The following is a 23917-nucleotide window of genomic DNA, read 5'->3' as shown; positions in this document are numbered from 1 at the left end:
CTCCTACATTCTGAATATGCCGAATTGAGTTTCCTCAATGGGCTTATTGAGTGCTGCAGATAGCGACAAACCAAGCACTAAACGTGTATCTGCGGGATCGATGACACCATCATCCCAAAGTCGTGCAGACGCATAGTATGGATGTCCCTGTTCCTCGTATTTTTCTATAACTGGCTGCTTAAATTGCGCCTCTTCCTCATCGCTCCAACTTTCGCCCGCGCGTTCTTTTTGGTCGCGTTTAACTTGTGCTAACACGCCGGCTGCTTGTTCTCCGCCCATTACCGAAATTCGTGCGTTCGGCCACATGAACATGAAGCGTGGGTCGTAGGCTCTGCCGCACATGCCATAGTTACCGGCACCAAAACTTCCGCCAATTAGAACAGTAAGCTTCGGCACTTTGGCACAGGCTACAGCCGTCACCATTTTTGCACCGTGTTTGGCAATCCCGCCGTGTTCATATTGCTTTCCGACCATGAAACCAGTGATGTTTTGCAAGAAAACGAGTGGGATTTTTCGCTTGGCACATAATTCAACAAAATGGGCACCTTTCATGGCGCTCTCGCCAAACAAAATACCGTTGTTGGCCACTATACCAACGGGGTTTCCAAAGATTCGAGCGAATCCGCAAACCAGAGTGGTTCCATAAAGTGGTTTAAACTCATCAAAATCAGACTCATCTACAATACGAGCAATGATTTCGCGTACGTCGAAGGTTTGCCTGCTGTCTTTTGGCACGATGCCGTAAATCTCTTTAGGGTCAAATTTAGGCGGTTTGGGTTCTTTTACGTCGAGCAACTGAGGCTTTTCTCTGTTTAGTCGAGAAACAGCATTTCTTGCAAGCGAAAGGGCATGGTGATCATTATTTGCGAGTTGGTCTGCAACGCCGGATATGCGTGTGTGAACATCACCACCGCCGAGTTCTTCGGCAGTTACAACTTCGCCAGTAGCCGCTTTTACGAGTGGCGGGCCACCCAAGAAAATAGTGGCTTGCTCCTTTACGATAATACTTTCATCTGCCATAGCTGGAACATATGCGCCGCCTGCCGTACAAGACCCCATAACCACTGCAATTTGAGGGATGTTTTTGGCAGACATATTGGCCTGGTTAAAGAAGATCCGGCCAAAATGATCTCTGTCAGGAAACACTTCATCTTGACGAGGTAAATTTGCGCCACCAGAGTCGACTAAATAAATGCAAGGGAGATTATTTTGCTCGGCAATTTCTTGCGCTCTTAAATGTTTTTTCACTGTAAGAGGGTAGTAGGTGCCACCTTTTACCGTAGCGTCGTTCGCTACAATCATACATTCGGTGCCTGCTACCATTCCGATACCGGCCACTACTCCTGCACAAGGCACGTAATCATCGTACACTTCCCACGCCGCTAGCTGACCAATTTCAAGAAAAGGAGTGTCGTCGTCTAAAAGCGCGTTAATTCTGTCTCTTGGAAGAAGTTTGCCTCTTGAGATATGGCGCTCTGCCGCTTTTTCACCACCTCCAAGGGATATTTTTTGAATTTTTTCATACAAGTCATCCACTTGCGCTTGCATATGGTCGCGATTGGCGATGAAGGTTTCAGATTTGGTATTAACACTTGAACGTAGAACGGGCATACCCCCTCCTGTGTAATAGCGCTTCGATAGTGGCGCTATTGATTTGTTGTTTGAACTTTTTATATTCGTATTAAGAAGACGTGTTACGAAGACACCCATGCAAAAATTTAGCTAGCATAACGGCACCGTTGCGACTGTTATAAAGACACCCATCTAACTACTCCGGTTAGAATGGGTGTCTCTGTATTGTCTTCTCTGTGTTGTCTGTGGTGCCACTGAGGCACAAACTATTTCGATTCGTTAAATAGCTCGCGACCTATCAGCATTCTTCTAATTTCAGATGTACCTGCACCAATTTCATAAAGCTTGGCATCGCGAAGGAGTCGACCAGTAGGGTACTCGTTGATATACCCATTACCACCAAGTAACTGTATAGCGTCTAATGCTATTTTGGTCGCTAACTCTGCGGAATATAGAATTGCGCCGGCAGCGTCTTTACGCGTTGTTTCTCCGCGATCGCATGATTGGGCTACAGCGTAAACGTAGGCCCGTGAAGCGTTCATCTGGGTATACATGTCTGCCACTTTGCCCTGTACGAGTTGAAATTGCCCAATCGACTGACCGAACTGCTCTCTGTCGTGAACATAAGGCACCACAATGTCCATACAAGCCTGCATAATGCCCAGAGGGCCGCCGGACAGTACGAGGCGTTCATAGTCTAAACCACTCATAAGCACGCGCACGCCTTCGCCTTCACTGCCTAGTATGTTTTCAGCTGGCACTTCGCAATCTTCAAACACAAGCTCACAAGTGTTTGAAGAGCGCATGCCTAGTTTGTCGAGTTTCTGTGCCCTGCTAAAACCCGGGAAGTCGCGTTCAACAATAAATGCTGTAATGCCACGAGGGCCTGCAGATGGGTCTGTTTTCGCGTAAATAACAAAGGTGTGCGCATCTGGTCCGTTGGTGATCCACATTTTATTGCCATTTAAAATGTACTTATCCCCGCGCTTTTCTGCGCGCAATTTCATGCTTACCACATCAGAGCCCGCGTTAGGCTCACTCATAGCAAGAGCACCGATGTGCTCACCAGACACTAATTTAGGAAGATACTTTTCCTTTTGAGCCTCATTACCATTTCGGTAAATTTGATTAACGCACAGGTTGGAATGAGCGCCATAGCTTAAGCCAATACCGCCAGAAGCTCTGCTCACTTCTTCCATTGCAATGGTGTGCGCTAGGTAGCCCATGCCAGAGCCACCGTATTGTTCAGAAACAGTGACACCATTTAGGCCCATGTCGCCAAGCTTTGTCCAAAGATGGTTTGGAAATTGATTGTCTTCGTCAGCCTGAGCCGCTAACGGCGCGATTTCTTTTTGCGCAAATTGATACACTTGATCACGAAGCATATCCATTTCTTCGCCAAGGCCAAAATTCATTGTAGGGTAGGAGGTGTTCATGCGATTTTTCCTCGTTTGAGTTCTGCGAGTTCTTCTCTACATCTGGTTTCAACGTCGTCCAGTTCTGTCATCAACATTTGTATGTCTTCTAATTGTTGATTAAGAACCGCACGCTTTTGCTCGGACATCTCTAACATAGCTTCTAGCTGAACGGCCGAGTTCGGATTACTGTCGTACATGTCAAACAAGGTTTTCACCTCAGCAAGTGAAAAACCAAGACGCTTACCGCGTAAAATCAGCTTTAGGCGCACTCGATCTTTGTTAAGATAAACGCGGTTTTGACCGGTGCGAGTGGGCGATAAAAGACCTTGTTCCTCGTAAAAACGAATGGAACGCGGCGTAATATCGAACTCTCTCGCAAGCTCACCTATAGCGAAAGTAGTTTCATTTTCCGACTTGCTCATTACATGTACCTTGTCGTGAAGCATTTTCTTGCTGTCCAAAAAATATGTGAGTGGACTAAATATGTCCTCAACGCTGCGCATTAGCGCGTCACTAGTCACCTGTTAATGCTCAATCGGTTTAACTGCCTTACCACCTAGTCCTTGCCTAGTTTTATCATTGTTCTGGAACAACATTAGGCGAAAGAATGTTTTTCTTGTGTCGATACCGTGGGTGTCTCTGTTCTCTGTTTTGCACCTACTAACTTGATCGGTAAGTAAAAAAGAACGCGCTGTTAGTTTTATTTTCCCCAAGTATCAAACAAGACTGTTGTGTTTGGTTGACAGAACCTTTTGACAGGTTTACGTTAACGTTAATTACATTTTACGTAAAGGTAAAGTAACATTTTGCTAACGTCAATTTTTCATGAAGACGGACTTTGTTTAGCTGGGTTGTGGGTGTTTACTTTTGTATACAAAGCGGTAAGCGTTATCGCCTAAGTGATTAAATTAATTGAATATTAAAGGTAATGTTATGAGTGATAAAACAGTTGTTATCGTAGCTGCAAAGCGTACTCCAATGGGTGGGTTTAACGGCAGTTTAGCACCGCTGAGTGCAACTGACTTGGGCGAGATTGCTATTAGGGCGACATGTGAAAGCATGGATGTCTCGCAAATTGATGAGGTTGTTATGGGCTGTGTACTGCCTGCTGGGTTGGGGCAATCGCCGGCCCGTCAGGCGTCTTTAGGTGCAGGTTTACCACTTAGTGCAGGCGTAACGACCATTAACAAAGTATGCGGTTCTGGGCTAAAAGCGGTGATGATTGCACACGACCTGATAAAAGCAGGTAGCGCCGAAACCGTGGTAGCTGGCGGCATGGAAAGCATGAGTAATGCGCCTTACATGCTACCGAAAGCGCGCACGGGGTATCGTATGGGTCATGGTCAAGTACTTGATCATATGATGCTAGACGGGCTTGAAAATGCCTATGATGGCAAAGCTATGGGATGTTTTGCGCAAGACACTGCAGACAGCGAAAATATCACTCGCGAACAAATGGATGACTTTGCGTTGAGTTCGCTTTCAAAAGCCCATGAAGCCATCAACAGCGGCACGTTTAAAGATGAAATAGTTGAGGTGACTATTTCTGGTAGAAAAGGGGATGTCGTTGTAGACACTGATGAAGGCCCTGGCTCTGCGAAGCCGGAAAAAATTCCTTCATTACGTCCAGCGTTTAAGAAAGACGGAACTGTGACTGCAGCAAACTCTAGCTCCATATCTGACGGTGCTGCAGCACTATTGGTCATGAGCGAGGATAAAGCTAAAGAAATGGGGTTAACGCCACTGGCCAAAGTGGTTGCCCACGCGACACACTCTATTGAACCTGAAAACTTCACCGTGGCACCGGTCGGCGCGATGGAAAAAGTTCTAGACAAAGCGGGCTGGTCGAAGGATGAGGTTGACTTATTTGAAATCAATGAAGCTTTCGCCATGGTCACCATGCTAGCGATGAAAAAGCTTAATCTTGATGCCAGTAAGGTTAACGTAAAAGGTGGTGCATGTGCCCTTGGTCATCCAATTGGTGCTTCTGGAGCGAGGCTGTTGGTTACTTTGCTGCACGCGCTTAAGCAACAAGATAAGAAGCGCGGTATTGCATCATTATGCATAGGCGGCGGTGAGGGTGTGGCTCTTGCAGTTGAAATGATGTAGCCTTCAGGCCAAGGTTTACATTGTTAAATAACTTCAATGCTGGCAATGGCACCCATTTGGGTGCCATTCATGTTTTAATGATCAAAGAAAAATAATAAGAACGTTCTATGGCGCTAAAAAATCTAATTTCACTGTCTTGCGTGGTTGCGTTTGCCTTTGGTTGCTCGACTCGTCCAGAACACCCACCTATTGGGAATGAAAGCAACCAAAGTACAAAAGTTGAACAGGTTGCCTATAGCACGTTGTCCACTCTCCCTGCGTCTGCGCCAACTAGCGTATACGCTTACGGCAATTCAGAATTACAAACAATTTCCTATTGGCAAGCAAAGGCCGAGGCTTCACATAACGGACAAGTAGCCAATAAAGCGATTATTTTTATTCACGGCGGCTGCTGGTTAAATGCTTATGACTTATCTCATGGGAAAGGCTTTTACACGTCACTGGCCAACGAGGGTATTGATACGTTTGCTGTAGAATATCGACGAAGCGGTGATGAAGGAGGAGGTTGGCCTGGCAGCCTAGAAGATGTTAAAAGCGGAGTTAGTCATTCACTTTTTGAACTCTCCAAGCTTGGCCCCAAAGAAGTGTATATTATTGGCCATTCTGCAGGTGGTCATTTGGCGCTTCTTGCTTCTCAAAATACAGCATCGATACCCGATAACATCACTATAAAATCGGTGATAGGTCTTGCTGCAATTACAGATATTGCACAATACGCTCGAGGTGAAAATAGCTGCCAAACGGCTACAACGGCGTTTATGGGGGATACGCCAGATAACATCCCTTATGACTATAAAAAGGCTACACCACAGTTAAGTCGCATTCCGTTTCCTGTCATTCTTATGCAAGGTAACGAGGATAATATTGTACCTACTCGTCACAGTATCGATGATAATGCACAGACGATTTCTATTCCCAACGGGGGCCACTTTGACTGGCTTCACCCTCAAACTGACTCTTACAAAGCACTTATTAAGGTAGTGACAGCAAATGATTAATAAGGTTTTTTCCGCCAAGCAATTAGACGATAAAGATCCCTTGCGCCATGTAGCGGAAAGATTTTCGTTACCACCTAATACGGTTTATCTAGACGGTAATTCGTTGGGCCCTCTCCCGAAAGCAGCACAGTCAAGAGCTCAAGAAGTGGTAAATAATCAATGGGGTACAGATTTAATTAAAAGTTGGAATTGTCACGACTGGATTAATCTACCGCAAAAAGTAGGGGATAAAACTGGGGCTCTGATTGGCGCTGGAAAAGGGCAGGTAGTTTGTTGTGATTCCATCTCCATCAATTTATTTAAAGTACTGAGCGCAGCGCTTAAAATGCGTCCCGAACGCAAGGTTATCGCTACCACGCGAGATAATTTTCCTACCGATATTTACATGGTGCAGGGCCTACTCAGTCTTCTTGGTGATGAGTACAGTATTCGATACATTGATGAAGCTGATATTGAGAGCCAACTAACCGACGATATAGCCGTGTTGATGCTCACTCAAGTCAACTTTCGTTCTGGCTTTAAGCAAAATATGGAAGCTGTTACACGACAAGCGCATACAATGGGCATATTGACGCTATGGGATTTGGCACATAGCGCTGGCGCATTTGTTGTGGATTTAGACGAATGCCAAGTAGATTTTGCCGTTGGTTGCACATATAAATACTTGAATGGAGGTCCGGGTGCTCCGGCGTTTGTGTATGTTGCACAAAGGCATCAGGAGGAATACAGGCAGCCTCTATCTGGGTGGATGGGCCACAAATCGCCCTTTGCTTTCACGCCTGACTACGAGGCGCAAAATTCAGTTAATCAAAATTTGTGCGGAACACCGGCAATTTTGAGCATGAGTGTACTTGATGCGGCACTTTCTGTATTTGAGGGTGTCACCTTGAAAGCCATTGATGAGAAATCGAAAAAACTACAGGCGTTTTTTGCTGCGGAAGGTAAACGAGCTGGGTTGTGTGATTATATGGAAATAGTTAGCCCAGCAATTGAAAACCGAGGTAGCCAGCTCGCGCTCTCACATTCAGATGCCTATGCCATATGCCAGGCATGGATTGCTGAAGGTGTTATTGCCGATTTTCGTGCGCCAAATATTTTACGTATAGGTTTTGCTCCGTTGTATCTTTCTTTTGCCGACATTGAGTTGGCCGTTCATAAACTCGCCGAGATTATGCAAAATAAAACGTATGAAAACGAGGTGTTTCAGCGCAAACAGCACGTAACTTAGCCAGTTAGCGACGTAGTTGGACTTATTCGGGCCAAAGTCGTTGCAAATTAGCTTAGGTCAATGAATACTTGCCCCATAGTTTGTAGTTTCTTAATTCCAGTAAGTATGATTTCAAAGTTAGTTCGAAACATTGGGTGGGCAGCATTTACGCTCGTAAATGTTTTCTTTTGCCAAGCTTTCGCTCAGGTCGAAAATAGTATCGAAAGCGACATACTTAACAATAACGTTGAAGAAGTTACCTATTGTATCGATCCTAACTGGGCGCCTTACGAAGCAATTCGCAATAATCGCCATGTGGGCATCTCCGCGCAATACCTAGCGCTGATAGAGGATCTAGCCGACCTGTCGTTTACCCTCGTGCCAACTGAAAACTGGCAGCAGAGTTTAGAATATGTTCAGCAGGGGCGATGTCAGGTTATTCCAATGCTGAATACGTCAGACTATCGGCGCCAGTTTCTCGACTTCAGCCTCCCGTATTTCGAGGCGCCCAATGTACTAGTGGCCAAAGAGGGAACACCCATGGTCCAAGGATATTCTGGGCTTGGTAATCGTACAGTGGGTATAGTTGATGGTTACCGTCAGCTTGAATACATCTATCGTCATTACCCCAATGTTCGTATTTCTATGTTGTCCTCAGAGCAAGAGGGGTTGAAACAACTTCTCGATAATAAATTCGATGTGCTTGTAGGCTCTCTGCTGAGTATGAATATGCATATTAATAATCAAGATCTAGAGGGGTTAAGCATAGTGGGGTACGCCGAGCCTCATGATTCTCTCGCTTTTGGGGTCAATAAATCATCCAGCCATTTAATTAAAAAATTAAACTTTGCCATTGAACGCATACCTGAAGAAAAGAAAGTGGCTATTTATAAGCAATGGAACAATGTTAAAGTGCGTGAAAGCCGCAACTACTCAGTTTTGTTGTTGTGTGTAGTTTTTGTATTAATTGTACTAATAGGGCTTATATATCGCAGTCGCTACCTGCGTGAATACAAGCATGTTTTGGCTAGCAAAGACACGCGAATCGGTGAGTTGAAGGCCGCTTTATTAGAAAAGAATCGTGCTTTGGCGTACTTATCTGCTCATGACAAAATAACCGGTTTGTATAATCGAAATCACATGATCCAACGAGCAGAAGAAGAAATTTCTCGTTTCCAACGATTTCACACTACTGCAACGCTTATTATTATCTCGCTTGAACAGCGCAATAATAAAGAGAGAGCAATCGATGATTTTGTTCGCGAAGATATGCTCAAGCGCTGTGCATCAAGCTGCTTGAGCACCATCCGAGAAGTGGATGTAGTATCTAGGTTTAATGAGCAGCAATTCATTATATTGTGCCCCCAAACACAACTAGACGCCGCAGAAACATTGGCTGCTAGGTTGTTAGAGAGCATCAAAAAACAGAAAAGCCTCATGTCGATGATGAAAGTGTCAATTGGCTTAGCTGAGCTTAAAGATGAGGAAGAGTTTTCAGACTGGTATGAACGTACGTTGGCAGCCTTAAATAAAACGGATAGGTTAGGGTGCGACATCGCTGCTTCACATGATTAGCAGACAGAGTCTTGTCAATCAAAACTAAAATAGTAAGTTAGACCAGCTAATACGAGTAGCTGGCCTAGAATAAGCCAAGCACAGATTAAACGATAGGGTCGTAATGCCATTGGTGTGCATCGTAGCGAACGCGTGAGCGATTGTATTCTCTTTCAGAACGCCAGTTTCTATTATTCAACTTAGCAGTAACCCCTGCATAAAGTCGCTTGTTAGCAATAAGTTTTACGTCTGATTGATAACTTTCTTTAGCAACTTTTATCTCATAGGCTTTTGCTTCAATCCACTCGAGCAGCGCAGTTTCATTGTTAAATAGCTCAAGGGCGTCTGTCATTTTTCGCTTTAATTCTTTAGGAACCTTTTTGCTTTTTAGCAGGTCAAATTTTTCTTTATGCTTTAAATTGTTTTCGCGAATTTGCTTAAGTAGCTCATCAATGCCGTCCTTTCGTTCCAGCAATTGGTTAAAGCCGGGGCTAAAGTCAATTTTCAATGTACTACCAGATACTGCGCCTAAAGTTCCGGCTTCCACTCTGCCTTGGCTTACTATGTCACAAGCAAATAAATTGCCCATTGGGTTGTCAATTTGACCCACCACAACGGCACCGCCACAACGAACCCTACTGTAGGCAAGTTGCCTTCCAATTGTGACATCGCCTTTGCATTGCATTTCGACACCTTGGCCATGCTGCACGTGAATACTGCCAGCAGCAATAAGCTTGCATTGATATTCGCCTTCAGTGTCATTTACTTTGCCCATCGCGCCTTCGGTAATAATAATATCGCCGCCAGACTCGATATAGGCCGATTCTACAAAGCCATTGATTGTGACATCACCAGACGCTTTTATCTGCATCTTCTCGGTAACATCGCCATTAACCAAAACAGCACCTTCATAATTAACATGACCAGAGCCCACGTTTACGCCGCTACAAATGAAAGTGTCGTCTATATTCATTATCTGGTCTCGGTATTTAGGCATACCAGATATGGCAGAGATGAGCAGGTTAGAGTCGCTGTCTGATACTACAGTGCCTGTACCCATCTTAAACTCAAGCCATTCGCCAGCAACGCTTGGCAGCTTATTACCTTTAACGTCAAAACCAGAGCGGCCTTGCGTCGGTGCTGTTCGTTTAAGTACAGGTGTGTCAACCTTCACGCAGATCACTTCGCCAAGATTACGCATGTCAACGCGCTCACCGCCCTGTGATTGGGGGCGCAAAATTCTGTCCAGTGCATTGGGTACCAAGGGAACAAATTTAGAGTTCTTGCCATTTCTTGGAGGCAAACCTTTTGCAATTGTCTCTTCAAGAATTTCGCCGCTAGTAGCATTTTGGGCTCTCTTTAAAAGCGCTTTAATGCGTTTGGTACTTATTCCTTTTACAATTTTATTTTTCATTGCAAGAGACATAACTGCGGCAAAAGAGGGTAATCTGCCACCATAAGGTGTTGTAAGAACCAAATTGGCAGTCATAGAATCTTCGGGGATGCGAAACTCGACTTCCGCATTTTTTCGCTCACCAATGCGTTCTTGCACTATGGTGCCATCATCGGTTTTGAAATAATGGTTGGCAGTATCGCATGCCGATTTTAACGCTTTCTCTGAAATATAAAGACCAGATGTCTCGCCGCTTTCCAGCTGTTTGCGGATCTCACTCATATCAACGTCTGCTTCAAACTCGGTAGGGTTAAGCATTAAATTGATATAGGTTCTAGATTTGTCGAAGCTAATTGTTACGCCATTCATGAAAACATAATCCCCTGAGCGCTTATTGGTTTTATTATCGGCTGCTCATATTCTTTCTAAATAGTACTACTCACTAATGCGTTTCTGCCTTGCGAGGTAACAGTACCGCTAATCCGTTAGCTATCAATTTATTCTTATAACGGCTTTACGTCAAAGGTTTTCAGCATATTGAAATAGTGCGCGCAAAATTGCCTGTTTATCGGGGTTGTCGCTATGCTCATGAGCCAGTTGTTCAAGCTTCACCAAATAAGTATCTAATGTAATGGAGCCGTTTGACGAAGCGTCGGTTAATCGTGATTGGCGATGGCGTTGCCAGCGCGTCATCTCATCCGCTGTCAGGGTATTTGGGTAGTTTCTAGCGCGGTATCTAAAGAGTAAAGTTCGCAAGCCTTGATGTTGGGTTAAATCTGCAAGAGCCGGCAAATTTTCAGGGCTAGCCGCGACAACTTGTTCGCACCAGCGTCTGTCTGCATCGCTTAAAAAGCCTCCGCTATAGAGCGCGTGGTCGATGTCGTTCTCGTCGTGCTCGTCTTCAGCGCTGTACACAGCAATCAGCTTTTCTGCAATTTCAGGATGAGAGGCTAGTTTGCGATAGTTATCTAGGCATTTCTCGCGATCAAGTCCTAAACGCATGGCGTTTTCTTCTGACATTGCTTTTGCCGTAGTAATAAAAGGCGAGCGATTGGCGTGGATTAATTTTACACCCGGACGCTCCTTTTTATCGGCAAAGTGTTCGGATGGTGCGTAGAGCTTTTGTTTTATCTCCTCGGGTGAATCATGAATTAGGCTATCAACGTCATGAGATAAATCGACAGTAATGAATCCGTTGCCGTTTTTGGGATGTTTCGCAATAGGCATTATCCATGTACAACAACCTTGGGCAGCAGGTAACTTCGATGATATGTGCAGTAATACAGAGGGCTTCGAGAGGTCAATCTGCTCCATAACAGCGTGTTTGTTTCTTAGCGAAAATGCATAATCAAACAGTCGTGGTTGCTTCTCTTTAATTAGCTTAGCCAAGGCTATAGTGGCGTAGACATCGCTTAAAGCATCATGGGCATTACCGTGCTCTAAATTGTTGGCTTGCGTGAGTAGTTCTAATCTAAAGCTTGGTGTTCCGTCATCCCGTTCCGGCCACTCAATGCCCTCTGGACGCAGTGCATAGCATGCACGGGCAAGATCTATAATATCCCACCTGCTATTTCCGTTGCGCCATTCTCTTGCATATGGGTCGAAGAAGTTTCGATAAAAAAGAAATCTCGCCACCTCATCATCGAATCGAATACTGTTGTAACCCACACTGCACGTATTGGGGAGAGACATTTCTTCAAAGATCTTAGAGGCAAAGTCGGCCTCGTTCATGCCATCTCTTAAGGTTTGTTGAGGTGTAATACCCGTAACAAGGCAGGCCTCTGGGTGGGGAAGGTAGTCGTTTGCTATTGCAGACATTATATTGATGGGCTTTCCCACAATATTTAAGTTTTCATCTGTTCGCACTGCTGCAAACTGGCAAGGCAAATCTTTGTGCGTATTAGTGCCAAACGTTTCAAAGTCGTGCCATAAAAAGGTAGGTGTCTGCATAACCGCCAAAGTTGCTCCGTAAATAGGGTGCCATTAATTTTCGTAGAGTTTACACGGCAAGGCGTTGAGCGCCAACTTTGCATCGTATTATTGTCCTGCTCGGTTATAAGAAAGGTGATAAAAACGGCAGTAAAATGCTCCCTTCAATGGGCAAGAATTAAGCGCATAAAGAGTAAACCATATAGCTATCTAAATTTATTATTTTTGCTGGTTTTCCGCGGGCCAATAAAAGGTGTAAAAAATTTGTTAAAAGGACTGGCTTGAAAGGGGTTAGCGGTCTACGCTAAAACTGTGAGGGAAATGTCGCTTTCACCGAAATTAATAATAAATACTAAGTCGTTACGAAGACTTGTTTCATACGCTGTTTTGCAAAGTTGTTATTGTATGTAGCGGTAGGCGCAACGACAGGAGATAAGAAATGGAATCGTTGCAAGTCAGTGATTATATGAACACCCATCCCGTAAAGCTAACCGTGGAAATGCCGGTTGCACAAGCCGTCGAAGCATTGCTTTCTAGTAATCAAAGTGGCGGCCCTGTGTTGGATAAAAAAGGCAAAGTCATTGGTTTTCTTTCCGAACAAGACTGTATTGCCACAATGATTGCGTCGAGTTATTACCGTGAACAAATATGTCGCGTTGGGGACATAATGAAGTCTCCTGTGCTTTCTGTTAAACCGTATATGTCGGTAATTGAATTAGGCGAGTTGTTCTTGAAACAAAAACCAAAAGTATATCCGGTGGTTGATGACGATGGTGTTTTGTTAGGCTGCATTAATCGAACGTCGGTTTTAAGAGCAATTGATGTGCAGTTAAAAGACGGCTATCAGCACGCTGTTTAACCTGCATCGACCGAATAAATTTCAGACAAGCAGATAATTGTTGAACACGGCTTGTTTTGCAGCAAAAACATTCAAGGGGCTCTATGACCAGAGCCCCCAAGCTCTCTTACTTTCAATTATGCAAACATGAATTTAGCATTCAATCTATAAACTTATGCTTATTGCTTATGCAATATGGTTGTTCAATTTTCTTTGCAATAAAAATAAAACCTTTTATGCTTTCGTCTCATTTTTAAATAGACGCAACATAAAACGAGTTATCAGTGCATTCAACTAATTCCGTCGCGCCAAATCCTTTGGGGCTTACGCCCATACTCCTTTTTGTTATTCTGGTAGTTGTTACCGGAATAACGACTAACGATATTACCTCTATGCCAATATTGGTGGCGTTTTTCATCAGTGCAGGCTACGGACTTTGCTTAAATCCGAAGGGGAACAAAGTAAGCTTCTCTGAAAAGGTGCAAACCTTTTGCCAGGGAGGGGGAGATAAGAACATTATTCTGCTGGTACTTATCTTTCTACTCGCAGGTGCTTTTTATGCTGTGACCATTGATATAGGCGCACGAGACGCGACGGTAAACATGGCGCTGCAATTCGTTCCTTCTTCGTTGATACTCCCCGGCTTGTTTTTAATTTGTTGTTTTATCTCTTTTGCCATGGGAACTTCCATGGGCACCATTACTGCGCTATCTCCTATTGGGGCAGGTCTTGCTACTAACCTTGGTTTGCCTATTGAAATGGCGTTAGGAATTGTAGTTGGAGGTGCGATGTTCGGAGATAACCTTTCATTTGTATCAGACACCACAATAGCAGCAACAAGAACCCAAGGTGTGCAGCTTAAAGACAAGTTTAGAGCAAACCTTATGGTGGCATTGCCCGCGTGCATAGTAACCATGATTTTACTGTTGCTAGTGGATGTTGATACATCGGGCATTGTAGAGTCGAAAGATTATGACTTATGGAGAATATTGCCGTATCTATGCATTATTGGTTTCGCGCTAAGTGGCTTTAACGTGATTAGTGTATTGGCCGTAGGCATTGCAAGTGCATGTGCAGTGGGCTTGGTGCAGAGCAGTTTTACGCCACTTACCATGATGCAGAGTATCCAAAAGGGAATGGGGTGGATGCAAGATCTCGCTATGATTGCCATTACCATTGGCGGTATTGTCGCGCTAATGCATGCCAACGGTGGAATAACATGGCTAATACAGCGCTTAACAAAGCGGGTGCAAACCAAGAAAGGGGCAGAATTTAGTATTGCTGGATTAGTGAGCTTTCTTGATATTACTACCGCGAACAACACTATTGCCATTGTAACTGCGGGTCCAATTGCCAAAGATTTGAATAAGAAGTACGGGGTAGACCCACGAAGAACGGCCTCGTTATTAGATATCTTCTCCTGTAGCTTTCAAGGGCTTGTTCCTTACGGAGCACAGTTGCTTAGTGCAGCTGCCGTAGTGGGGATATCTCCGTTAGCAATTACACCTTACTGCTGGTACCCCATGCTCATTTTCGTGTTTGGTATTGCAGCCATAAGTCTTGGGTTTCCCCGTTTTGGCACCCCATTAGATGATGAGTTAACCCATACATCCTAAATCTACGTACAATTGGCCAATGCTAATTGTATTGGCCAATTGCAAGTGATTGGCGTGTGTTGTAATGCGTTGTTCTAAATACACCTCTTTGCTCATGATGTGTTTACTGCATTTATTTTGTCGCTGGTATTTTGGCTGATAGGTTCGCTGAGCATGTCGCTGACTTTGTCTCTTACAAACGCTGACTTTGTCATTAACATACGCTGGCTTTTTCGGTGGCTATCTTCTAGGATCGACGCCCCATTTTTATTTGAAAGCTCAAACGTTATTATCTGTAGGATGTTACCTTGTCTTCACCCATAGCAATAAAACCGCTTTATCAGGAACTTGATGCGTGCCTTACAGCAGATAAGTTTCGCTTGAAACGACGAATCACCCAGCTTGCGAAATCGGCTAAAGGGGACGGTCGAAATGATGAGAAGCTGCTTCAGCAATTTGAAAAATTAAAGCGCGACATAACACATTCCGCAGAGAAAAAAGCGCAGCGCAAAGCAAACCTTCCGGATGTTGAATATCCGCCACTTCCTGTTTCCGATAAAAAAGAAGACATAAAGGAAGCCATTGCGAATAATCAGGTTGTCATTGTTGCTGGTGAAACGGGCTCAGGAAAGACCACACAGCTGCCTAAAATTTGTTTAGAGTTAGGCCGTGGTGTAGACGGTATGATTGCTCATACACAGCCACGTAGACTTGCTGCACGCAGCGTAGCCACTCGAATAGCTGAAGAGCTCAACACGCCGCTAGGTGAAAAAGTCGGTTTCAAAATTCGGTTTAGCGATCAGGTGAGCGAACGTAGCTACGTTAAATTAATGACCGACGGTATGTTACTGGCGGAAATGCAACAAGATCGGTTTTTAAATCAGTACGACACGATAATTATTGATGAAGCCCATGAACGCAGCTTAAATATCGACTTTTTACTTGGCTATTTACGTCAGCTTCTAGATAAGCGCCCTGATCTTAAACTCATTATAACGTCTGCCACTATCGACCCTGAGCGCTTTTCTAAGCACTTTAATAACGCGCCTATCATAGAAGTCAGTGGGCGAACCTATCCTGTAGAAGTCCGTTACCGAGCGGCCGAAGATAACGACGATGACATCGACCAGTCAGACGCTATCGTTCAAGCGGTAGACGAGCTTATGGGGGAGGCGCCGGGTGATATCTTGATATTTTTGAGCGGAGAGCGGGAAATTCGCGACACTCAAGATGCGCTTAGTAAGCAGCATTATCGCAATACAGAGGTAGTGCCGCTCTACGCACGCCTGTCAGCATCTGAGCAAAATCGTATCTTCCAGTCTCATAGTGGAAGACGTATCGTGCTGGCTACCAACGTGGCTGAAACCTCTCTTACCGTGCCAGGTATTAAATATGTAATCGACCCCGGTTTTGCCCGGATATCTCGCTACAGCGCGCGTAGTAAAGTTCAACGCCTGCCAATAGAGCCTATTTCACAGGCTTCTGCAAACCAGCGGGCCGGTCGATGCGGCCGTGTGTCTGACGGTATTTGTATTCGTTTGTACAGCGAAGATGATTATCTAGGTCGCCCAGACTTCACCGACCCAGAAATACTCAGGACAAATTTAGCCTCAGTAATTCTGCAAATGCTAGCGCTGGGACTAGGCGATATCGCTGCCTTTCCGTTTGTGCAGCCGCCGGATAATCGCAACATTAATGATGGTTTTAGACTGCTTGAAGAAATTCAGGCTATTGCCAAGCGCAATGGCAAAATGCAGTTAACAAAGATGGGCAGAAATATCGCCAGGCTTCCTATAGATCCACGCTATGCTCGAATGGTGATAGAAGCTGATGCTACCAATGCGCTAAGCGAGGTTATGGTGATTGCAGCTGGGCTCTCTATTCAGGATCCGCGAGAGCGCCCGCAGGAGAAGCGCCAGCAGGCAGACGAAAGTCACAGTGAATATCAAGATAAAGATTCGGATTTTATTAGCTTACTGAATTTATGGCTTGGGTTCAGAGAGCAGCAAAACAATCTTAGTCAAAACCAACTTAGAAAATGGTGCAAAACGCGTTTTATTAACTATTTGCGTATGCGGGAATGGCAGGACATTGTCAGCCAGCTTAAAAAGTCGATAGCCGAGCTAGGTTTGGGGATCTCAAATCAAGAAGCAGATTACCAGGCGATTCACCAGGCCATTGCTAGTGGGCTTCTGTCTCACCTTGGTTTTAAAGATAAAGACCGAGAGTACTTAGGCTCTAGAAATACAAGCTTTATGATATTTCCCGGTTCGGGGTTATCAAAAGCTCAGCCAAAATGGATTATGGCGGCAGAGTTAGTCGAAACATCGAAGCTGTTTGCACGTATGGTGGCTAAAATTGACCCTGCTTGGGTTGAGCCATTAGCAACACACGTTACCCAGCACAGTTACTCAGAGCCTCACTGGTCGAAAAAGCGAGGGGCGGTAATCGCTTTTGAAAAGGTCACGCTTTTTGGCTTGCCTATTGTTATGAAGCGAGCCAAAGTTTACAGCCAGATAGACCCTGCTATTTGTCACGAGTTATTCATACGAGAGGCGTTGGTTGCCGGAAACACAAAAATCAACTTTGGCTTTTTACAAGAAAACCAAGCGCTATTAGAGCAGGCAGATGAGTTTGAACAAAAAACGCGACGCCGAGACTTAGTTGTAGACGATGAAGAGCTTGCCCATTTTTACGCTCAGAAAGTACCGGTAGAAGCCAACAACGAAGCCGCCTTTAAAAAATGGTTCAGGCAGCATGGTAGCAATGAAGGTCTCACCTTTACTGAAGAAGATGTGTATAGGCAGCAACCCGGTCAATCGGTAGCGAATGCATTTCCTGATGTATGGCGACAGGGAAACATTACTCTTCCTCTTCGCTATAACTTTGAGCCAAATGCGAAAGATGATGGCGTAACGGTGGTGATACCTCTACCTGTACTGAATCAGGTTGATGATGTTGGTTTCGACTGGCTTGTGCCCGGGTTAAGACACGAGCTAATTGTGGGCATGATTAAAACATTACCTAAACGTTTGCGCCGAAACTTTGTGCCAGCGCCGAATTTTGCTGATGCTTGTCTCTCGGATATAAGCGAAACCGATAAGAATAATCGCCCTGTTGCCATGATGGATGCGGTTGCGGATAAGCTGCGTAAAATGACAGGCGTAGTGATTGAGCCTGAAGAGTGGAATTTTGAGCAGTTAGACAAACACCTTAAAATGCACTTTGCAGTAGTTAATGATAACGGTGATAACATTGCCACAGGTGACGACTTACATCAGTTAAAGCAGCAGTGTGCAGGCCAGGTTCAAAAGACATTTGAAAAAGCCGCCACTCCCGAATTAGAGCGCAGTGACATTGAGCAATGGGATTTCGAGGATATCCCGGCCACCTTTGTACAAAAAGTGGGTGGATTTGAGGTGCAAGCGTTTCCCGCATTGGTGAAGCGCGGTGACAAGGTCGATATTGCGCTAGTTGATGAGGCAGATAAGGCAGTTGCTGAGCACCGTCAGGGAGTAAATGTGCTGATTAAAAATGCAATGCCGTCTCCGCTTAATTACTTGCAAAATAAGCTTCCCAATAAAGCTAAGCTCGGTTTGTATTTTAATCCTTTTGGTCAGGTAAAAGCGCTAATCGACGACTGTATATTTGCGGGGATTGACGCCCTGGTATCAGATTATTGCAAAGAGCACGATACCGATATTCGAACTAAAGCCGATTTTGAGGCCTGTTTAGACAAAGTCCGCGCAGATATCAACGATAAGGTGCTGAATATTGCTAAGCAAGTTGAGCAAGGGCTTACGTTAGCGCACCAGTGTCAAAAGCTGATGAAAGGAAATGTTCCCCTTAACATGGTAAATGCCCTGGGCGATTGTAAAGGCCATTTATCATCGCTGGTGTTTCCAGGGTTTGCTTCTTATATTGGTGAGGCAAGACTTGATGACTGGAATCGTTACATAAAGGGTCTTTCTCGCAGGTTAGAGAAGCTCCCTATAGATCCACATAAAGATAGACAGCATCAGCTTACTATAGAGAAATGTGTTAACGAGTGGGAAAAAGCGCGAAGTAAATTTCCGAAAGGTAAGGTGCCAGCGGCGCTCGACGAAGCGAGATGGATGATTGAAGAGTTAAGGGTATCGCTGTTCGCACAGCAACTTGGCACGGCTTATCCCATATCTGCAAAACGTATAAGCCTGTTTTTAAGTGATTTTTAAACCTTGCTATTAGTGAAAATTTGAACACATAATTGTATGGAATCTAGTCACGCGGTTTGACAAGTCAAAATCCTCAATCTATAACAAGATTAGGGTAGTAAGCGTGAGCTAAAAATCAGAGGAAGTAGACATGCTAGGGTACGACGATAAGCGTAATTTTTTCAGGATGATGGTTAACTCGCCGTGTCAGTTACAGGTTACCGATGATGAATCGAGCCGTACGATGCAGGCAATGTGTAGGGATATCAGCGCTACCGGTATGTCGTTAGAGGTCGACGAACCCGCTATAGAAGTTGGAACGCAGATTAGCGTGGCGATAGAGTCGTCTAGCTCACAAATACCTTCACTCGCCGCGCTTGCTAATGTAGTGCGTTGTGAACCAGAGTCGGAATCGAGTTGCATTATTGGGGTGGAAATCACCCAAATGAAGTAAGTCGGTTTAGGAAATAATTGTTCTTAGTGCTCTGCTGTCTTGACGAAGCGTCGGGTAGATAGCCATTCTCTAAAAACAATTATTTCCTTTTCGAGAGAGGGCCTTTTGTACTTAAGCGCCTCTTTTAAATCGCTCCCTTTTTAATCTAGATGTTTCCCAGCGCTCTGTCGCTTGTTTGTTCTGCTCCTGCTCTTAAGCTCATCATTTTTGTACCACCTCTTTGCGTTACTGATATTTGGTTACGCCTCTTAGTTCGGAAAAATCGATTGCCTTGGTAAATTAATTCGGTTTTCATCTTTTGTTGATTTTGATAATAATTCTCATTACGATATTTAAAGCGTACGAATTTTTGTTTTCAAATGCTGGCTTACAAGTTAAAGCTGCTAATTGCATTCGAGTTCAAAACCAACATGACAGAGGCTATTTTATGAAAAAGACGATGACATTCGCTATTATGCATTTTGCGGTTGCGTTTACCGTAGCCTACCTGCTAACCGGCAGTATGGTTGTTGGTGGGTTAGTCGCATTGGTAGAGCCTGCCATTAATACGGTAGCCTTTTATTTTCATGAGTTAGTGTGGAAAAAGTTGGAAGACAAAAAGGCGCGAGAAAGTATCGCGCCAACGCTATCTGCCTTTTAACGTAGCGCTACTGGCGTATTAACAGTACGCTACTGGGGCAACGGTTTAAGTTTTTATCTACAGCGAAGGTACACAAATCCTAGTCGTCGGTTACTTCACACACCAAACCTTTTAGATAATAGCCCTCTGGATAACTTCCAATGATGGGATGATCTGAGGCCTGATTAAGCCGTGCAATTATTTTTATGGTTCTACCTGCGTCTAGCGCTGCATCTGCGACAATTTTTTGAAAAAGGTCGGCAGGCATAAGCCCAGAGCAACTAAAAGTAAGCAAAAGGCCGCCAGATTTCACTGCATGAATGCCATACATGTTTATATCTTTATAGCCTCTTGCTGCTCTGTTTAACGTTGCTTTGTTATCCACGAATTTTGGAGGGTCTAAAATCACCATATCAAACTGCGTACCTTCAGCGTGGTATTCACGCAAAGCTTTGAACACATCTTTATTGATATAGTGAGATTTACTGCCATCGAGTTCATTAATCTCAACATGATGCTTGGCCAGGTTCAAAGCAGGTTGTGACACATCAACATTCGTTACCGACTTTGCGCCACCGGCTAATGCATAGCATGAAAAGGTGCCCGTGTAGCTAAAGCAGTTAAGTACATCTGCATCTTTGGCGTATTGTCCGGCTGCCGCACGGCTATCTCTCTGGTCGAGATAAAACCCTGTTTTATGTCCGCTTTCAATATCGACAACAATATTAAGTCCGTTTTCTTTTACCGTAACTTGGTTTGGCGGTGTGCCGTGTAAAACGCCTACTACAGGCTCTAAACCTTCTTTTTTACGAACGTCTACATCACTTCGCTCGTAGATGTGAACATCGGGCAGTAATTTGGTAATAGCCCAAACAATTTTGCTTCTATGTTTTTCCCCGCCCGCACTTAGTAGTTGTAAAACTGCGACATTATCGTAAAGGTCGATAGTGATACCCGGTAAACCGTCACTTTCAGACGCCACCCATCTAAATGCATTGGTCTGCCGTGGGTCAAATAAACGTCTGCGCAGTGCTAGCGCTTTTTCTAACTTACGCATGAAAAAACCATTATCGATGCTTTCATCTTGCTTAAACGTCCACATACGAATGCGTATTTTTGAATCAGGGGAGTAGGCACCGCGTCCCAGCCAGTCGCCCTGCGAATCTAAAACATCAACGGTATCACCTAGTTTTGCTCGACCTTTTACCTCATCTACAGCACTTTCAAAAACCCAAGGGTGACGGCGGCGCAGTGATTTATCTCTGTTGGGTTGTAAAATTACTTGTGCGGACATATAAGTTCTCGTATCTGATAAGGTAGGTAAAATGGAACAGCGCGGATTATAGCGAATATTCTTGTTTTGTGTGTCGGTATCTTTGTCATGCATAGCTCAAACTCGTCAGGTTCAGCGAAAATGAGCGGGCTTTCTGTCACAATATGGTGCTGAAGCGAACTATACGTTGCCCTATCGCGTAATCAAAACGCGCAATCAAAATCGATCCAAAAATAGTAAAGCAAGATGGCGTTCGGTAGGAATATACAGCTCGCTCAATTCAACTGCGCTCAACATAGGAGATGACATGTATTACGTAGATTTCGAAAAAGGGTGCTCACCCACTGAACTGAATGTTAAAGAGAGAGCGTCATACGTGCTGCCAAATGGCATGGTAAAAGTTGAAGTGAGTGCGTTTGGTATTAACCGAGCCGATACGTTACAGCGTCAGGGACACTATCCGCCACCGCCCGGGGAAAGTGCTATTTTAGGGCTTGAAGTAGCAGGGACAGTTGTAGAGGTTGCACCTGATGTGTCTAACTTTAAGCAGGGCGACCGTGTTTTTGGTTTAGTTGCTGGTGGAGGCTATGCAACAGAGGCCATTGTTAATCCGGCCCATTTAATGCCTATTCCTGAAAATATGCCTTTTTTTGAGGCCGCGGGTTTAGCAGAAGTATTTTTAACTGCGTTTCAGTGCCTGCGAACCATCGCTCATGTGAAACCCGCTCAGCGGGCACTTATCCACGGTGGGGCAAGCGGGGTGGGGCTTGCGGCTACTCAATTGTGTCGATATTGGGGAGTGCATGCAGCCGTCACAGCTTCATCATCACAGAAGCTGTCGCTGTGTGAACAAAATGGGGCAGAACAATTAGTTAACTACAAAACTCAAAGCTTTGTCGATGAACTTAAAGCAGTATGGCCCGATGGCGTTGACATGGTACTGGATATGGTTGGAGGGGATTACCTCAATAAAAACTTAAGCGTGCTCAAACAGGACGGCATAATTGTAAACTTAGCCATGCTGGCTGGGCGCTATGCTGATAAGCTCGACATGGCATTACTATTGGGCAAGCGCGCTACGTTGACCGGAACCACGCTTCGCAATCGCAGCGATGATTACAAAGCTAAGCTAATTAGTGACTTTTCTACAGTATGCTTACCGGCTTTTGCCACTGGCGAGCTAAAAGTGAACATAGACACTCACTACAAAATCGACGATATTGATAAGCCCCATGCACGATTGGAGAACAACGATACAAAGGGCAAACTCACGGTTTCGTGGTAAAAATTACACCGCAAACGTATTAACCGACAAAGCCGCTATCAGGCGTTGTCGGTTTCGATTCTGCTGCAGTTCTAGCAAGCACATCACAACGCTCGTTCTCGGGGTGGCCGGAATGACCTTTTACCCAGTGCCAATTAACCGAATGTTTTTTTACCGCCTCGTCTAAACGTTTCCAAAGGTCGGCATTTTTAACCGGCTTTTTATCTGATGTTTTCCATCCATTTTTACGCCAATTATGGATCCACTGGTTGATACCATTTTTTACGTACTGGCTGTCTGTAGTGAGATCAACCTGGCAGGCTTCGGTTAGAGAGTTCAGCGCTTCAATAGGTGCAAGCAATTCCATTCGGTTGTTTGTTGTGTGCGCAAAGCCTCCGCTGAGTTCCTTGCGGTGGCCCTTGTAAATAAGCACAGCGCCATAGCCGCCCGGTCCGGGATTACCTAAGCAAGAGCCATCGGTATAAATATCTATGGATTTTTGTACGTTTTCTTGAGCCACGTGGTGTCCTATCGTGTTAAGCAGTAACCTAAGTGTTATGCATTTATTTTGGGTTTTCCCTTAGCCTGCAGCAAAGGGGTTGATATACTATCAAAAAATAGAAACACAATAATAGTAGAGGATGTATGCGCCAGATTGTATTAGATACTGAAACAACCGGTATTGACCCAAAAGAAGGCCATCGAATTATTGAGATTGGTTGCGTTGAAGTGGTCAATCGCCGACTGACAGGTAATCATTTTCACGCATATATAAACCCAGGTCGTCATATTGAGCAAGAGGCTATTGAAGTTCACGGCATTACAAATGAATTTCTAAGCGACAAGCCAGTTTTTTCAACCGTTGCTAACGACTTTATTGAGTTTATAAAAGGGGCTCAGCTCGTCATTCACAACGCGCCTTTTGACGTTGGATTTATGGATCATGAGTTTGGTATGGAGCCAAGCACCAAAGGCGTGGTGACAGATCAAATTTGCGATGTTCTAGATACGCTAGTGCTTGCAAGAAAAATGCATCCTGGCCAAAAAAATAACCTAGACGCTCTATGTAAGCGCTACGGCATTGATAATAGCCACCGTACTCTCCACGGAGCATTACTTGATGCAGAGATTTTAGCCGACGTCTACCTGCTAATGACTGGCGGTCAGACAAAGTTGAGACTGGCATCAACGGGAAGCAGTGATGCCGACTCCACGGCTGTAAGACGCATCGAGCGAACGGGAAATAAATTAAAGGTTATTAAAGCTACCGCCGATGAATTAGCACAGCATGAAGCCCGTTTAGATATAGTTCAGGACGCAGGTGGTAACTGTTTGTGGCGCCCTAAATCAATAAGCGAGTCGTGAGGCGAAATAAAAAAGCTGGGTTAAGCTTTAGATAAAACATTGCCCACGAGCTTTTACAATTGGCTAAATGACGGCTTTTCATCAACCTTTGAAAGTATAATAGAAGACTTAGTGCAGGAGCATGGCTACGTGAAAT

18 protein-coding genes are annotated in these 23917 nt (G+C 44.6%); 11 read left to right on the top strand and 7 right to left on the bottom strand.

The annotated features are described in order from the left end of the window. Positions 1–3: 3 nt before the first annotated feature. The 3 genes from BM528_RS06540 to BM528_RS06530 form a co-directional block, all read right to left on the bottom strand. A complete protein-coding gene (locus tag BM528_RS06540; protein ID WP_071979192.1) occupies positions 4–1611 on the bottom strand; it encodes a carboxyl transferase domain-containing protein in 1608 nt (535 codons plus the stop codon). A gap of 227 nt (positions 1612–1838) precedes the next feature. Next, a complete protein-coding gene (locus tag BM528_RS06535; protein ID WP_071979191.1) occupies positions 1839–3008 on the bottom strand; it encodes an isovaleryl-CoA dehydrogenase in 1170 nt (389 codons plus the stop codon). Then, positions 3005–3412: a MerR family transcriptional regulator gene (locus BM528_RS06530; protein ID WP_071979190.1), complete on the bottom strand. Its 408-nt coding sequence runs from the start codon at positions 3410–3412 to the stop codon at positions 3005–3007. Before BM528_RS06530 ends, BM528_RS06535 begins: the two co-directional genes overlap by 4 nt. Positions 3413–3923: 511 nt before the next feature. Here BM528_RS06530 and BM528_RS06525 point away from each other — a divergent pair. The 4 genes from BM528_RS06525 to BM528_RS06510 all read left to right on the top strand — a co-directional run bounded on the left by BM528_RS06525 (position 3924) and on the right by BM528_RS06510 (position 8879). Next, the gene (locus BM528_RS06525) at positions 3924–5099 is read left to right on the top strand and encodes a thiolase family protein (RefSeq protein WP_071979189.1); all 1176 of its coding nucleotides are present in this window, start codon (positions 3924–3926) and stop codon (positions 5097–5099) included. Between the two features lie 107 nt (positions 5100–5206). Beyond that, positions 5207–6097, top strand: coding sequence for an alpha/beta hydrolase family protein (locus BM528_RS06520; protein ID WP_071979188.1), 891 nt, complete (start codon positions 5207–5209; stop codon positions 6095–6097). Next, positions 6090–7325, top strand: coding sequence for a kynureninase (gene kynU, locus BM528_RS06515; protein ID WP_071979187.1), 1236 nt, complete (start codon positions 6090–6092; stop codon positions 7323–7325). Before BM528_RS06520 ends, kynU begins: the two co-directional genes overlap by 8 nt. A gap of 105 nt (positions 7326–7430) precedes the next feature. Then, positions 7431–8879 (top strand): diguanylate cyclase, encoded by a 1449-nt coding sequence (locus BM528_RS06510; RefSeq protein ID WP_071979186.1) that lies wholly within the window; start codon positions 7431–7433, stop codon positions 8877–8879. A gap of 85 nt (positions 8880–8964) precedes the next feature. Here BM528_RS06510 and BM528_RS06505 read toward each other — a convergent pair whose 3' ends face one another. Both BM528_RS06505 and sbcB read right to left on the bottom strand, forming a co-directional pair. Further along, complete coding sequence (locus BM528_RS06505) at positions 8965–10620, bottom strand: DUF342 domain-containing protein (protein ID WP_071979185.1); 1656 nt, start codon at positions 10618–10620, stop codon at positions 8965–8967. A 150-nt stretch (positions 10621–10770) separates the two neighbouring features. Further along, positions 10771–12201: an exodeoxyribonuclease I gene (sbcB, locus tag BM528_RS06500; RefSeq protein ID WP_071981197.1), complete on the bottom strand. Its 1431-nt coding sequence runs from the start codon at positions 12199–12201 to the stop codon at positions 10771–10773. A gap of 418 nt (positions 12202–12619) precedes the next feature. Between sbcB and BM528_RS06495 the strand changes: the two genes are divergently transcribed. From BM528_RS06495 to BM528_RS06475, 5 genes are all read left to right on the top strand, one after another. Continuing rightward, a complete protein-coding gene (locus BM528_RS06495; protein ID WP_071979184.1) occupies positions 12620–13039 on the top strand; it encodes a CBS domain-containing protein in 420 nt (139 codons plus the stop codon). 263 nt (positions 13040–13302) lie between these two features. Then, the gene (locus BM528_RS06490) at positions 13303–14634 is read left to right on the top strand and encodes a Na+/H+ antiporter NhaC family protein (protein ID WP_071979183.1); all 1332 of its coding nucleotides are present in this window, start codon (positions 13303–13305) and stop codon (positions 14632–14634) included. Positions 14635–14921: 287 nt separating this feature from the next. Beyond that, the gene (gene hrpA / locus BM528_RS06485; protein WP_071979182.1) at positions 14922–18827 is read left to right on the top strand and encodes an ATP-dependent RNA helicase HrpA; all 3906 of its coding nucleotides are present in this window, start codon (positions 14922–14924) and stop codon (positions 18825–18827) included. 130 nt (positions 18828–18957) lie between these two features. After that, positions 18958–19260, top strand: a complete 303-nt coding sequence (locus BM528_RS06480) for a PilZ domain-containing protein (protein ID WP_071979181.1) — start codon at positions 18958–18960, stop codon at positions 19258–19260. Between the two features lie 427 nt (positions 19261–19687). Beyond that, a complete protein-coding gene (locus BM528_RS06475; protein WP_071981196.1) occupies positions 19688–19900 on the top strand; it encodes a DUF2061 domain-containing protein in 213 nt (70 codons plus the stop codon). A 79-nt stretch (positions 19901–19979) separates the two neighbouring features. On the opposite strand, the gene BM528_RS06470 is transcribed toward BM528_RS06475, so the two are convergent. Then, the gene (locus tag BM528_RS06470; RefSeq protein ID WP_071981195.1) at positions 19980–21173 is read right to left on the bottom strand and encodes a class I SAM-dependent rRNA methyltransferase; all 1194 of its coding nucleotides are present in this window, start codon (positions 21171–21173) and stop codon (positions 19980–19982) included. Between the two features lie 286 nt (positions 21174–21459). Between BM528_RS06470 and BM528_RS06465 the strand changes: the two genes are divergently transcribed. Further along, positions 21460–22437, top strand: coding sequence for an NAD(P)H-quinone oxidoreductase (locus tag BM528_RS06465; protein ID WP_071979180.1), 978 nt, complete (start codon positions 21460–21462; stop codon positions 22435–22437). Positions 22438–22456: 19 nt separating this feature from the next. On the opposite strand, the gene rnhA is transcribed toward BM528_RS06465, so the two are convergent. After that, positions 22457–22936, bottom strand: coding sequence for a ribonuclease HI (gene rnhA, locus BM528_RS06460; RefSeq protein WP_071979179.1), 480 nt, complete (start codon positions 22934–22936; stop codon positions 22457–22459). Between the two features lie 125 nt (positions 22937–23061). On the opposite strand from rnhA, the gene dnaQ reads away from it, so the two are divergent. Then, positions 23062–23781, top strand: coding sequence for a DNA polymerase III subunit epsilon (dnaQ, locus tag BM528_RS06455; protein ID WP_071979178.1), 720 nt, complete (start codon positions 23062–23064; stop codon positions 23779–23781). Positions 23782–23917: the final 136 nt, after the last annotated feature.

The sequence above is a fragment of the Alteromonas sp. RW2A1 genome (genome assembly GCF_001886475.1).
Classification (GTDB): domain Bacteria; phylum Pseudomonadota; class Gammaproteobacteria; order Enterobacterales; family Alteromonadaceae; genus Alteromonas; species Alteromonas hispanica.
This window is presented reverse-complemented; position numbering and strand designations above follow the sequence as displayed.

Excerpts from the sequence above, each read along its gene's own strand:
- BM528_RS06495 (WP_071979184.1), top strand. The coding sequence starts at position 12,620 with ATGGAATCGTTGCAAGTCAGTGATTATATGAACACCCATCCCGTAAAG.
- BM528_RS06530 (WP_071979190.1), bottom strand. The coding sequence starts at position 3,412 with ATGAGCAAGTCGGAAAATGAAACTACTTTCGCTATAGGTGAGCTTGCG.
- BM528_RS06470 (WP_071981195.1), bottom strand. The coding sequence starts at position 21,173 with ATGTCCGCACAAGTAATTTTACAACCCAACAGAGATAAATCACTGCGC.
- BM528_RS06520 (WP_071979188.1), top strand. The coding sequence starts at position 5,207 with ATGGCGCTAAAAAATCTAATTTCACTGTCTTGCGTGGTTGCGTTTGCC.
- BM528_RS06480 (WP_071979181.1), top strand. The coding sequence starts at position 18,958 with ATGCTAGGGTACGACGATAAGCGTAATTTTTTCAGGATGATGGTTAAC.
- BM528_RS06505 (WP_071979185.1), bottom strand. The coding sequence starts at position 10,620 with ATGAATGGCGTAACAATTAGCTTCGACAAATCTAGAACCTATATCAAT.
- BM528_RS06510 (WP_071979186.1), top strand. The coding sequence starts at position 7,431 with ATGATTTCAAAGTTAGTTCGAAACATTGGGTGGGCAGCATTTACGCTC.
- BM528_RS06525 (WP_071979189.1), top strand. The coding sequence starts at position 3,924 with ATGAGTGATAAAACAGTTGTTATCGTAGCTGCAAAGCGTACTCCAATG.
- sbcB (WP_071981197.1), bottom strand. The coding sequence starts at position 12,201 with ATGCAGACACCTACCTTTTTATGGCACGACTTTGAAACGTTTGGCACT.
- BM528_RS06465 (WP_071979180.1), top strand. The coding sequence starts at position 21,460 with ATGTATTACGTAGATTTCGAAAAAGGGTGCTCACCCACTGAACTGAAT.
- BM528_RS06475 (WP_071981196.1), top strand. The coding sequence starts at position 19,688 with ATGAAAAAGACGATGACATTCGCTATTATGCATTTTGCGGTTGCGTTT.
- dnaQ (WP_071979178.1), top strand. The coding sequence starts at position 23,062 with ATGCGCCAGATTGTATTAGATACTGAAACAACCGGTATTGACCCAAAA.
- BM528_RS06540 (WP_071979192.1), bottom strand. The coding sequence starts at position 1,611 with ATGCCCGTTCTACGTTCAAGTGTTAATACCAAATCTGAAACCTTCATC.
- BM528_RS06535 (WP_071979191.1), bottom strand. The coding sequence starts at position 3,008 with ATGAACACCTCCTACCCTACAATGAATTTTGGCCTTGGCGAAGAAATG.
- kynU (WP_071979187.1), top strand. The coding sequence starts at position 6,090 with ATGATTAATAAGGTTTTTTCCGCCAAGCAATTAGACGATAAAGATCCC.